Source organism: Coriobacteriia bacterium, from assembly GCA_041658765.1.
Classification (GTDB): domain Bacteria; phylum Actinomycetota; class Coriobacteriia; order Anaerosomatales; family JBAZZO01; genus JBAZZO01.
The window spans coordinates 104,524-116,343 of record JBAZZO010000003.1 but is presented as its reverse complement, the minus strand read 5'-3'; the positions used below and the strand labels follow the sequence as shown (position 1 = coordinate 116,343).

The following is an 11,820-nucleotide window of genomic DNA, read 5'->3' as shown; positions in this document are numbered from 1 at the left end:
GCGACCGTGGCCCACGCAGCCGCTTTCCCGATCATCCGAGAGGGGGATCGAGGGCCGGCCGTCGAGGACGTCCAGCGAAGGCTGCTCTCTCTCGGGCACGATCTTGGTCCCACTGGCGTCGACGGCGTGTTCCTGGGCGAGACGCTGCGTGCTGTGCGGGCTTTCCAAGAAGGGCATGGACTCGCGCAGGACGGTCTCATAGGTCACGACACGTGGTCAGCACTCGTCGACGAGACGTTCATGCTCGGCGATCGGCTGCTGTACCTGAAGGTCCCGCACTTCCACGGTCGCGATGTCCGTGTTCTGCAAGGCGCGCTGAACGCCCTCGGTTTCGCGTCGGGAGTCCCGGACGGCATCTTCGGCACGTTCGCCGAGCGCGCGGTGAGAGAGTTCCAGCAAAACGTCGGGTTGCCGCCGGACGGGATCGCGGGAATGGAGACCGTCCACGCCCTCTCGGGTCTGCGTCACGTCTGGGCCGACAAGGACCCGACCGCGCCTGTCGCACTCATGGTGGCGCCAGCGCGCGCGGCCGAGGTGCTTGCGACCCTGCGCATCGTCGTCTTGGCCGAGGACGACGTCGGGGGTGACGTCGCGCGGCGTTTCGTCAGCGTGGCTACCGCCGCTTGCGAGGCCGCTAGAGTGGGTGTCGCGCTACCGGGCGAAGCCGTCGAAGCGGACCTCGTGGTCCACATCGCATCGGGCATGTCGCGAGTCGGCGTGGCTGCTCCCATCCCCCTCGCAAGTGCCCGTTCTGAGGTCGGCCCAGGCCTCGCGGCGAGGGTGGTCACCGCCCTTGCCGCCGCGAAGGGTGCTCCGCTGCGGATCGCCGTCGATGTGGACGGGACGGCCGACGATGACGAACGCGCGCTGCAGCGTATCGCGGTCGGGCTGTTGGACGGCGTGTGCGCGTGGCTGGCCGAGGCCTCGGGCTCCGTGCTACCATAACCGGGTTGCACAGCGCCCTTCGACGAGATCGCCAGAGGGAGGAAACGACCCTGACGACCCCGCGTACGAGGATAGCGGCCCTCGTCTTGGCCGCATCGCTCGCATTCCCCACATACATGCCCGCCGTGGCGTGCGCGCTTCCGTCATCTTCTCGACGGGAGCAGGCTCGCCGCGTCAAGGCTCAGGTCGACGCACTCGATGTGCGCCTCGAGAACGCGGTCGAGGACTACGATGCTGCCCGCGAGCGTTACGTGCGTCTCGACGCACGGACTCGGACCGCTACGAAGCGTCTCGGCCGTATCCGCGCGCGGATGGACACTCTCCAGGGTCACCTGAACACGCGGGTCGGGAAGATGTATCGCACCGGCCCTCTCGGATTCGTCGAGGTGCTGTTCGGGGCGAAGAGCTTCGAGGACTTCGCGACCACGTGGGACGTTCTCACCGACATGAGCGACACCGACGCGGGCGCCGTACGGCGACTCGAGACCGCTCGCGCCGAGGCGAGCGCGGCGAAGAGCGATGTCGTCCGGGCGACGTCCAAAGCGCGGGCCGAGTTGAGCTACATGGCTCGGCGGAAGAAGGCGATCCGAAGCAGCCTTGCGCAGCGCACCCGGCTCCTTCACGGACTCGAGGCCGAGGTGGCCGCTCTCGAGCGTGCCGAAGAGGCTCGCGCAGCGGCACGGCGTCACGCTTCCTCGACGATCTCCTCCAGAGGCGAGAGCGGCGGCTGGGACTGGGGGAGTCCGGTCCGCGAACCGCGAGCGGGCATCGTGGACGTAGCCAAGCGCTATCTCGGACGTCCGTACTCCTGGGGAGCATCCGGTCCCGGCTCGTTCGACTGCAGCGGGTTCACCATGTTCGTGTACGCACAGGTCGGCGTCTCGCTGCCTCATAGCTCGCGGGCTCAGATCGGCTGCGGAGAGCGCGTCGGACGCGATGATCTTGCCCCAGGAGACCTGGTCTTCTTCGGCGGAAGCCGGATCCATCACGTGGGCATCTACGTTGGGAACGGTCAGTACATCCACGCGCCGCACAGCGGGGACGTCGTTCGCATCTCCCCGATGGACCGCGGCGATTACGCGGGCGCCGCGCGGCCCTGAGCGCCGCGCGCCCTTCTGGGGGCGTCGTGATGATGGGGGAGTCTCTCCTGGCGCCGTTGCGCCATCCAGGCTATCGGCGTCTTTGGATCGGGCAGACGGTCTCGGTCTTCGGCGACAAGGTCGACCAGATCGCCATGGCCGTCATGGTATATCGCCTCACGGGCTCCATGCTCCAGATGGGCGTGATGCTGGCGGTGACGACCTTACCCGCCGCGCTCTTCGGCCTCGTGGCCGGAGCGTACGTCGATCGCTGGGACCGCCGACGGACGATGGTCGGCTCCGACCTGCTTCGCGCGGGCCTCGTTCTCGTCATCCCGTTCGCGGCGCGCCTCAACGTCGCTGCGGCCTACGTCGTCGCTTTCGCCGTCTCGACGGTCTCGCTCTTCTTCGAGCCGGCGAAGCTCGCGTCGATACCCGAACTCGTGCCCTCCGAGGAACTCATGGCGGCCAACTCCCTCGACGGGACCACCAGCGCCGCAGCGGAGATCGTGGGCCTTCTCTTGGCGGGCGGATTGGTCGCCGGGGTCGGGTATGTCCGCGCTTTCGCCTTAGATGCCGTGACCTACCTGGTCTCGGCGGTGTTCGTCGCCTCGATCCGGCTCCCGCGCCGGAGTCGTTCGACCGCGGAGCACGTAGGCGGGGTATGGGCTGACGTCGGAGAGGGACTGCGCCACATCCGAGACGTCCCCGCTCTGCGCGAGGCGATGGCCCTCTACTGCGTCGCGGCCGCCGGCGTGGCGGCATCCGTCACCCTCTGCTACGCACTGGCGTTGAGCCACTTCGATGCCGGGGCGGTGGGTCTCGCGTTGCTCGATATCGCCGCGACGGGAGGGGTGCTCCTGGGCAGCATCGCTGTCGGACGCAGCGGGTCGGCCCGGGTGGGCCGGAAGTTCATCCAGGGCATGATCGCGTTCGGGCTGCTCTTCGGTTCGATCGCGATGGCGCCGCGTCTCGAGGTGGCCATGGCACTGCTGTTCCTCGCGGGGATAGCGAACATGTGGTACCACGTGCCGCTCATCACCCTCGTCCAGAGGGCGGCGAAAACGGCCCTGCTCGGCCGGGTGCTCTCCGCTCGGACGGCGATCAGCCGTGTCTTCACGGTCGTGGGGTTCGTGGGCGCGGGGGCGCTCGCGCAGCGGGTCGGCATCCCGGTCGCCGTCGCCGCGGTGGGGGCGATCGTGTTCGGGGCGGGTCTGGTGGGGCTCGGCATGCCGGGTCTGCGCGAAGAGTGACCGAGATCGGGAGCCGAGGATAGCGCGGGTGGCTGCGCTATAGTAGGAGGGTGAAGACCGGTACGCGATCCCAAGGGGGCGGCACCGATGGCCCAGGTCGACGGCCTGCTGAAGATGATGGCCGAGCGCGGCAGTTCCGACCTTCACATCAAGGTAGGTTCTCCGCCCGCGGTGCGCCTCAACGGGAAGCTCGTGGTCATGCGGGAACTCCCCGCGCTCACATCCGAGGCGACCCAGGCGCTCGCGCTGGAGATGATGGATGGTCGCCAGAGGCAGATCTTCGAGTCCCATAGGGAGCTCGACTTCGCGTACTCGGCACCGGGCACCGCCCGTTTCCGCGTGAACGTCTTTCGCCAGCGGGGCAGCGTCGGCATCAGCATGCGGCGCGTCTCCATGGAGCGTTCCACGATCGAGGAACTCGGTCTGCCCACGGTCATCCGCGGCCTCGCCGACGAGCCGCGTGGCCTCGTGCTCGTCACCGGCACCGCCGGTTCGGGCAAGACGACGACCCTCGCCGCGATGATCGATCACATCAATCACACTCGGGATGGGCACATCGTCACGATCGAAGACCCTATCGAGGTGCTCCACGAGGACGACCGGTGCATCATCAACCAGCGCGAGATCGGCATCGACACCGAGAGTTACGCCGACGCGCTACGCCACGTCGTCCGTCAGGACCCCGACGTCGTGCTCATCGGTGAGATGCGCGACCACGAGACCGTCTCCGCGGCTCTGACAGCGGCCGAGATAGGCAACCTCGTCCTCTCGACGCTGCATACCATCGACGCGACGGAGACCGTCAACCGGATAATCGACTTCTTCCCGCCCTACCAGCAGAAGCAGGTGAGACTCATGCTCGCATCGACACTCAAGGGCATCGTGTCGATGCGGTTGCTGCCGGCGATCAACGGAGGACTCGTCCCGGCGGTAGAGGTCCTGGTGATGACGGGCACGGTGCGCGAGTACATCCTCGACTCGGAGCAGACCTACAAGTTGCGGGACGCCATCGAGGAAGGCGAGTTCTACGGGATGCAGTCCTTCGACAAGGCTCTGGTCGCGCTCTATCAGGACGGCCGGATAACGATGGATGACGCCGTCGCGATGTCGACGAACTCGCACGACTTCAAGATCAAGGTGCGACAGCTCGGCGTCACGCCGCAGGAAGCGGCTGAGAGCGGCATCTACTAGCTAGAGCCACTTCTTCATGAGGGTGTCGACGTCCTTGGGCATCGTGCCGAGACCGCCCATGAACTGCTTCAAGTAGCTGTTCTCCATGAGCAGCTTCATCGTCACCACGAAGTAGTCCCTCTTGACCTTCGACATCTTCGGGACCTGCTTCAGCTTGCCCATGTAGAACCGGCGGTAGCAGTCGATGATCTCCTTCATGAGCTCGTCGACGGTCATCGCCGTCGGCTTCACGACCGGCGCGACGAGGTTGTAGTCCTCGTAGTCGTAGGAGATGATGTGCGGCTTGAGGTCCTGGTAGATGTCCGCGTACGGCCACGGCGCGATGGTGAGGAAGAACGCCAGGTCCGGGTTGTAGTGCACGGCGAGGTCGAATGTGGCGCGGATCGACTCGGCGGTGTCGTTAGGAAGACCCAGGACGAGGCTCGTCTCCGAGATGATGTCGTGTGAGTTGATGAGGTCGAGGGCTTTCTTGCCCATCTGCACCTCGGTGTTCTTCTTAAACAGGTCGAGCGTCGCTTGGTCGGTGCGCTCGACGCCCACGTAGAGGTGCTGGATCCCGGCGGCACGGTAACGGGGCATGATGGCCTCGTCGCGTATGACGTCGTCGACACGGGTCTCCATCAGGAGGTGCAGCCCGAGATCGCGCTCGATGAGCAGGTCGAGGATGCGCGACCATCTGGCGGCGTCGAGTGTGGGAGTCTCGTCGGAGAACATCATGACCCCGACGCCGAATCGGTCGCGGAGCATCTGGAGCTCGTCGACGACGTCCTCTGCGCTGCGCGCACGCCAGGTACGCTGCCAGAACGCCTGCTGACTGCAGAACGAGCACGCCTGGTCGCAGCCGCGGGACGACGACACGATGGCGAGTCTTGAACCCGGGATCGGGTAGTAGTTGTACAGATCCCAGTCGAGGAGGTCCCAAGCGGTCGGAAGGCCGTCGAGACCGTGCATGTAGGGTCGCGCCGGCGTCGCCACGACGCCACCGTCCCGGTTGAACGCGATCCCATCGACCTTCGAGGGGTCGTCGCCTGCGTTCAGGCACCGCACCAGATCGGGAGCGGTGATCTCGCCCTCGCCGCGAAGGACGAAGTCGATGGCGTCACCGTCCCTCGACAGTACCTCGTCGTACATGAAGTGCGCGTGCACGCCGCCGATACCGGTGACCGTGCCCGGGAGGGTCTCCTTGACCCGTCGCAGCAGTGCGGCCGCCTTCGGGTAGCTCGACGTGTACGCCGAGGTGAGCACCATGTCGGGCTTCATGTCACCCAGCTTGGCGACGATCGTCTCCAGGTCGTCGTTCGCGGCCATCGCGTCGTAGATGACGGGATCGAGACCGGCCGCGCGCAGAGCGCCCGCGATGTAAACGAACGCGACGTTCGGCCACGTGCCGGCGGTCTCAACGACGCCGCTGTGGTAAGGGGGCGTCACGAGGGCGATTCGGCGGATCATCCGGGTGGGGCCTCTCTTCCGGCACGCGACCGCGGCCTCGTGCGGGGCGGTCGTGGGACAACCGGGATATAGTACCATGAATCGGCGTCCGGCCGCCCTCACCCGACCCCGCCAGTCGGTCGCGGCATTCGGCGAGTGGAGAGGGGAGTGACGGTGAAACGCAGAGTCTCGCTCGTGGCCGTCATCGTCTCCGCGGCCTGCTTCGCGACCCTGGCGATCCTCACGAACAAGGCGTACGCATTGGGCGCGCAGCCGCTGCAGCTCCTCACGTGGCGCTTCATGTTCGCCGCGCTCCTGATGGCGGCCGTCCAGGCTTCACGCGGTCATCGCGCGCTCTTCGTGCGTCCGCTCGATGTCGGCAGGTTCTCGCTGCTCTCACTGACGGGGTACGGAGCGGCCTCGTTGTGCTTCTTCTTCGCGCTGAAGTACGTCGACGCATCCGTGGTGGCGGTCTTGCTCTACACGTATCCGGCGCTTGTCGCTCTCATCTCGCGTGTCGTGTTCGGCGAGGGCCTCGGCGCGTCGCGCGTACTCGCGATCGTGATGACCTTCGCGGGGTGTTCCCTGGTCCTGCGCGTCTTCGAGGCTGGCCAGGTGATCGATCCGCGAGGGATACTCCTCGGTCTCGGAGCGGCTCTCGGCTACTCGATGTTCAATCTTCTCTCCGCGCGATGGCTGGGAGATTACCCCAGGATGGTACTCATGACCTACACGTTCGGTCTCTCGGCCGCCGGGATGGGTCTCGTCTCGGTCCTCACGGGTTCGTCTCTGTCGGTCGCGGGGTGGCCGCCGACGCTGTGGGGACTGCTCGCCGCGATCGTCGTCGTGCCCACGTTCTTCGCGGTAGTGCTCTACCTCGAAGGCATCAAAGGACTCGGGGCGCCACAGGCGGCGATAGTCTCGACCTTCGAGCCGCTGTTCACCATAGTGTTGGCGGCGATCTTCCTCGGAGACCGGCTGAGTGCGACCCAGATCGCCGGAGCCCTACTGGTGGTAGCCGGCGTCGCCGCCGCAGAGTGGCGTCCGGGAGCGAGTCGCACCGAGGAGTTCGCGACGGTCTGAGCGCGTCACTGAAGGCGGAGGAAGATCCAGTACAGGAAGAGGGGGCGCGCCACCCACGCGGCCAGGAGCGTCGCGGCCTGGCCGCCGAAGGCCCATGCGACGGAGACACGGGCCTCGCGGGGAGTCGCTCCGATGCCGAGGAGTCCGGCCCAGGTCAGCCACGCGGATGCGGCGAACGCCACCGGCCAAGTGTACGCCGAGACCGCCAGCAGCCAGGGGACGAGCGCCGCCTCGGACACTGCGCGTACCCGGCGGGACTCGCGGCGGAGACGGTCGGGAGCCGTCACGGCGACGACGAGGACGCGGATGGCGGCCCATGCGAGGAGCGATCCCGCCGCCGTGGCGGCCTCCACGGCGCTGCTTCCCTCGAAACGGGCGATCACCGCGGCGCCGGCCGCGCCGATCACGAGGCCGATCCAGCCGGTCGCGGCGAGCGCGCGAAGACGCCCGCGCTGCGCGTCCCCGACCGTGGCGGCCGTCGCGAGCGCGTACTGCGTGAAGACGGTCGTCGAGCGCAGGAGCGCCGATCTTCTGAGCGCGTGCGAAGGGTTGGGCACCGTGGCCGGAACGGGGGTGGGTCGCGCGAGCAATCGCCTCCACCAGCGGACGACCGAGACCGCGGCCGCGGACACGTCCGCGCTCGTGGTGTGTACGCTATCGCTCGTGTCCCGGCGTGCTACCATCGGACAGATTGTACCGCGTCGCGCCGACCCGGTGACGAACCGGCCCGAAGCTTGCTCGGGAGTGCGCGGCGGCATCAGTCCAGGCCGGAGGCATGCGTGGAATCTCGGCGCATAAGGCTCACCATCAATCTCGCCATCGGGGCGCTCGTCGGCATGTTCGTCCTGTTCTCCGCTTCGGGGATCTACCTCTACCTGCTCTCACGAACGCTGCCCGACCTCGAGGTGGACCCCGCGGCCTTCCGCTCCGCTCGGACATCGGTCGTGTACGCGGCGGATGGTTCCGTGCTCACCGAGTGGCATGGAGCGGAGGACCGGAAGCTCGTCTCTCTGGACCGGGTCTCGAAGGTGATGCGTGACGCGGTCGTCGCGATAGAGGACGAGCGGTTCTACATGCATCACGGAGTGGACACCGAGGCGATCGCCCGCGCCCTCAAGGTGAACACCGAGACGGGCGACTACTCTCAGGGCGGCAGCACCATCACCCAGCAGGTGGTGAAGGTGCTCTTCCTCGGTCGAGACCGCACCATCACGCGGAAGGTCAGGGAAGCCCTCCTCGCGTTCCAGCTCGAGACGAAGGCCGACAAGGACAAGGTGCTCGAGACCTACCTCAACGTCGTCTACTTCGGTGGCGGGAGCTATGGCGTCGAAAGCGCCTCCCGCCGCTACTTCGGGAGGGCCGCGAGCGATCTGAGCCTGCCAGAGGCGGCCTTGCTCGCCGCGGTCATCCGGTCGCCGGCGTACTACTCGCCCACAGCGCATCCCGAGAACGCGGTGAAGCGCCGCAACGTCGTGCTCAAGAAGATGTTCGAGCTTGGGTACATCTCGGAGGGCGAGCAGCGCGATGCGGCCGCGTCGCCACTGGGTCTCGCGCCCCCGCGCGAAGTGCCGGAGGTCGCTCCCTACTTCATCGAGTACGTGAAGCAGGACCTCATCGACCGGCTCGGAGCCGACAAGGTGTTCAACGGGGGACTTCGAGTCCACACCTCTCTCGAGCTGCGCCTGCAGAAGATAGCCGAGCACGCCGCTTGGGGCACCTTGAATCAGCCCGGCGATCCGGAGGTCTCGGTCGCCGCCGTCGATCATCGGAGCGGTCGAGTCCTCGCTATGGTCGGCGGCCGCGACTACAAGAAGGACCAGTTCAACCTTGCCTCACAGGGCCGACGACAGCCCGGTTCTGCATTCAAGCCGTTCGTCCTTGTCGCCGCGCTCGAACGCGGCGTCTCGGCCGACCAGGTCTTCTCCGCGGCACCGTATTCCGTGCAGGTGACCGACGGGGTCTGGCGGGTGCAGAACTACGAGAACGCCCGCACGGCAGGGTCACTGACCTTGCGCTCTGCGACGATGTGGTCGGTGAACACGGTGTACGCTCGCTTGATCATGAAGGTCGGCCCGAAGGCCGTGGTGCGTGTGGCGAGATCGATGGGCATCGTCAGCCCGGTCGAGCCGAACCCCGCCATCGCGCTGGGCGGTCTCTCGACAGGAGTCACGCCGCTGGAGATGGCCGCGGCATACGGGACCATCGCCACAGGCGGACTCAGGTTCGTGCCTACCGGGGTCGTGAAGGTGACCGACGATCGTGGCCGGCTGGTCTACGCCCCCGACTTCACCGGGAAGCGCGCCATCCCCCAGGACGTGGCGGTGCGGGCATCGCTGATGCTGCATGAGGTCGTCACGAACGGGACCGGGACGTCCGCGAGGATCCCTCAGTGGGCGGCGGGCAAGACGGGCACGACGCAGTCGTACCGCGACGCATGGTTCGTCGGCTACGCGGGCGACGTCTCGACCGCTGTCTGGGTCGGCCATCGCGACGGGCAGGTATCGATGACCGACGTGCACGGCATCAAGGTCACGGGAGGCAGCTTCCCGGCGATCATCTGGCGCGAGTTCATGAGACAGGCCGCATCGTACGGCAGTGCCGCGGTGGTCGCCCCCGTCCCCCTGCCAGGCGTGTCGGGCTCGCCGACCGTCGTCCGGGTCCGGATCTGCGACGAGACCTTCCTGCTCGCGAATCCGCGTTGTCCGAACACGACGGAACTCGAGCTCGAGCCCGGTCTCGTTCCGAAGCGTGTCTGCGACAAGCACTGATGGCGGCGGCGGATCACTATCGGACCCTGCAGGTCGATCGCGACGCCGACCCCGAGGTCGTCGAGAAGGCGTACCGGGTGCTCGCTCTCAAGCACCACCCCGACGTGTCGGACGGCACCGTAGGTCACGCACGGATGGCGCGCATCAACGAAGCCTACCGTGTGCTGAGCGACCCCCGCCTTCGCGCCGAGTACGACGCCAGGTTGCCGGCCCGCCACGGTGGAGAAGCGTGGGAGCTCTTCCTCGACGAAGGTCTGGTCGGGCTCTTCCTGGGGTGGGCCCGCGCCCGCGATGACTCCTAGCGGCGTCCCGAGTCCATCAGGCGTGCGAGGAGTGGGACGCGGATGCCGATGGCCTGCGGCGGGCATAGCTCCTGGCAGCAGTAGCAGCGGATGCAGGTCTTGAGGTCGAAGCGCGGCCCATGGTCGCGATCGACTTCGATCGCTCTCACCGGGCAGTTCGCCTCACACTCGCGGCACCGCGTGCAGTCCGCTGGTCGCGCCAGGTGCGGTCGGGCCGTGACCGCCTGCTTCATCCGGGCAGGGAGGCCGCGCGGCATGCGCGATGCGATGTCGCGGGCCGGGCGCGCGAACGAGTCAGGCGCGAGCGCGCGCCAGTCCTCGCCGACCACGGTGACCTCGTCCGCCGTGCGGGGCCCGATGCCCCGGGAAGCGGCGGCCTTGTTCGTGTAGACCTCGAGCGGGTCGAAGCCTGCCATCGAGGAGGCGATCACATCCATCGCCACGAGGTCGGCAGACGCGAGCAGTGCGCCGATGTGGCGCGGCGAGCCGCCCGCGGGTCCCTCGCCTTCCATGCCCACGACGGCGTCCATCACGGCCAGCGAGGGACGGCAGGCGAGCATGAGGTCGACGAGCATCGATCCGAAATCGTCGCGGTCGGGCACCTTGAGATGGAATCGGGCCTTCTCGAGACCCGGGATGCAGCCGAACAGGTTCTTCACAGCTCCGGTGAACATCATGAAGCCGTGCGTCTTGAGCTTGGCGACACTGATGAGGACGTCGGCTTCGACAGCCTCGCGCCCCAGGTCGAACGCCGAGTAGAGCACCGAGCCGGTCGGTGCCGGAACGCGGACGACGTCGTCGTCGAGCAGGACCAGACGGACGTCCTCTTCCGCGCAGACCCGTGTCATCCCCGTCGTCTCGAAGAGCCGGGCGGCGCTGGCGGCGGTCGGACGTCCGCCCGGGCTGTCTCCCACCGCGGGTTCTCCGCCGGCCGCGCGCACCTCGCGGATCAGCGCCCGCACGATCTCGGGGTGTGTGGTGACGGCGCGGTCGGGCACCGCCTTGCTCAGCAGGTTAACCTTGAGGAACACCCTCTGCCCCGGACTGACGAACGCTTTCATGCCTCCGAGCGGCCTGAGGACCTCCCGCAGCGAACTCGCGATCTCCGATGGTTCGTATACGCCGCAACGCGAGATGGAGACTACCCCCTGGCCCATCCGCTCAGCCGGTCTTTGCCGCGCTCAGGGCGTTCTGGACCGCTCGCAGGATCGCGGGGTATGAGACGGCGCCGTCGTACACGGGCCGTCCGTCGATGAACGTCACCGGGTAGAGGAGTCCCTCGGCTTGGATGTGAGCTATGGCGTCGCTCTCGCTCGAGCGGACGCTCGCGTCACTCACGTCGTGATATGTGATGGCAGCCGAGTCGCCGAATCGCTGGGCCAGCTCGTCGCGGACGATGGCGGTGATCTCCTCCGGAGACCAGGAGGGTCCTCAACCGCCCTGCGAGCAGCCGGCCTGCGACGGCATGTCGAAGACGTCCACCTTGATGATCGGTTCACCCATCTTGGTCCCTCTCAGATCGTGGCCGAGACGGCGCCCGTCGGGCAGGCACTGACGCACACACCGCATCCGGCGCATCGGGCCATCTCGATAGTGTAGCCGTTCCCGCCGGGGTATCTCCCGCCGGGAAGCGGGACGATCGCACCACGCGGGCAGAGCCTTCTGGCGGGGCAGCCCGGTGAGCGGTCGCATCGGGCCGTGTCGATGTGTGCTTCCGCCACTCGTCCTCCTCCGTCGGCGCTGTCATGCCGTATCATAATACCCAAGGGGG

The 11,820-nt window shown here is 67.3% G+C and carries 13 protein-coding genes; 7 read left to right on the top strand and 6 right to left on the bottom strand.

The features are described 5' to 3' along the window. Nucleotides 1–6 precede the first annotated feature (6 nt). From WC971_03150 to WC971_03135, 4 genes are all read left to right on the top strand, one after another. Complete coding sequence (locus tag WC971_03150) at nucleotides 7–945, top strand: peptidoglycan-binding protein (GenBank protein ID MFA5843808.1); 939 nt, start codon at nucleotides 7–9, stop codon at nucleotides 943–945. An 86-nt stretch (nucleotides 946–1,031) separates the two neighbouring features. Beyond that, nucleotides 1,032–2,045 carry an NlpC/P60 family protein gene (locus WC971_03145; protein MFA5843807.1) on the top strand — a complete coding sequence of 338 codons (1,014 nt, stop codon included), beginning with the start codon at nucleotides 1,032–1,034 and terminating at the stop codon, nucleotides 2,043–2,045. A gap of 29 nt (nucleotides 2,046–2,074) precedes the next feature. Further along, a complete protein-coding gene (locus WC971_03140; protein MFA5843806.1) occupies nucleotides 2,075–3,277 on the top strand; it encodes an MFS transporter in 1,203 nt (400 codons plus the stop codon). Between the two features lie 87 nt (nucleotides 3,278–3,364). Further along, nucleotides 3,365–4,468, top strand: coding sequence for a PilT/PilU family type 4a pilus ATPase (locus WC971_03135; protein ID MFA5843805.1), 1,104 nt, complete (start codon nucleotides 3,365–3,367; stop codon nucleotides 4,466–4,468). On the opposite strand, the gene WC971_03130 is transcribed toward WC971_03135, so the two are convergent. Next, entirely contained in the window at nucleotides 4,469–5,917 is a 1,449-nt protein-coding gene (locus tag WC971_03130; protein ID MFA5843804.1) for a radical SAM protein, read from the bottom strand. Between the two features lie 153 nt (nucleotides 5,918–6,070). Here WC971_03130 and WC971_03125 point away from each other — a divergent pair, with 153 nt between their 5' ends. Continuing rightward, complete coding sequence (locus WC971_03125) at nucleotides 6,071–6,979, top strand: DMT family transporter (GenBank protein MFA5843803.1); 909 nt, start codon at nucleotides 6,071–6,073, stop codon at nucleotides 6,977–6,979. Between the two features lie 5 nt (nucleotides 6,980–6,984). Here the strand turns inward: WC971_03125 and WC971_03120 are convergent, their stop codons facing one another. Further along, a complete protein-coding gene (locus WC971_03120) occupies nucleotides 6,985–7,662 on the bottom strand; it encodes a hypothetical protein (protein ID MFA5843802.1) in 678 nt (225 codons plus the stop codon). A gap of 96 nt (nucleotides 7,663–7,758) precedes the next feature. Between WC971_03120 and WC971_03115 the strand changes: the two genes are divergently transcribed. Then, complete coding sequence (locus WC971_03115; protein MFA5843801.1) at nucleotides 7,759–9,747, top strand: transglycosylase domain-containing protein; 1,989 nt, start codon at nucleotides 7,759–7,761, stop codon at nucleotides 9,745–9,747. Further along, nucleotides 9,747–10,049 carry a DnaJ domain-containing protein gene (locus tag WC971_03110; GenBank protein MFA5843800.1) on the top strand — a complete coding sequence of 101 codons (303 nt, stop codon included), beginning with the start codon at nucleotides 9,747–9,749 and terminating at the stop codon, nucleotides 10,047–10,049. The genes WC971_03115 and WC971_03110 overlap by 1 nt, the downstream gene beginning before the upstream one ends. Here WC971_03110 and WC971_03105 read toward each other — a convergent pair. The 4 genes from WC971_03105 to WC971_03090 are packed head-to-tail and all read right to left on the bottom strand — an operon-like array spanning nucleotide 10,046 to nucleotide 11,806. Beyond that, nucleotides 10,046–11,206: a DUF362 domain-containing protein gene (locus tag WC971_03105; protein ID MFA5843799.1), complete on the bottom strand. Its 1,161-nt coding sequence runs from the start codon at nucleotides 11,204–11,206 to the stop codon at nucleotides 10,046–10,048. The genes WC971_03110 and WC971_03105 overlap by 4 nt on opposite strands. Nucleotides 11,207–11,210: 4 nt before the next feature. Then, entirely contained in the window at nucleotides 11,211–11,447 is a 237-nt protein-coding gene (locus WC971_03100) for a DUF1462 family protein (GenBank protein MFA5843798.1), read from the bottom strand. Nucleotides 11,448–11,480: 33 nt separating this feature from the next. Beyond that, entirely contained in the window at nucleotides 11,481–11,627 is a 147-nt protein-coding gene (locus WC971_03095) for a hypothetical protein (protein ID MFA5843797.1), read from the bottom strand. Then, nucleotides 11,564–11,806 (bottom strand): 4Fe-4S binding protein, encoded by a 243-nt coding sequence (locus WC971_03090; GenBank protein MFA5843796.1) that lies wholly within the window; start codon nucleotides 11,804–11,806, stop codon nucleotides 11,564–11,566. Before WC971_03090 ends, WC971_03095 begins: the two co-directional genes overlap by 64 nt. Nucleotides 11,807–11,820: the final 14 nt, after the last annotated feature.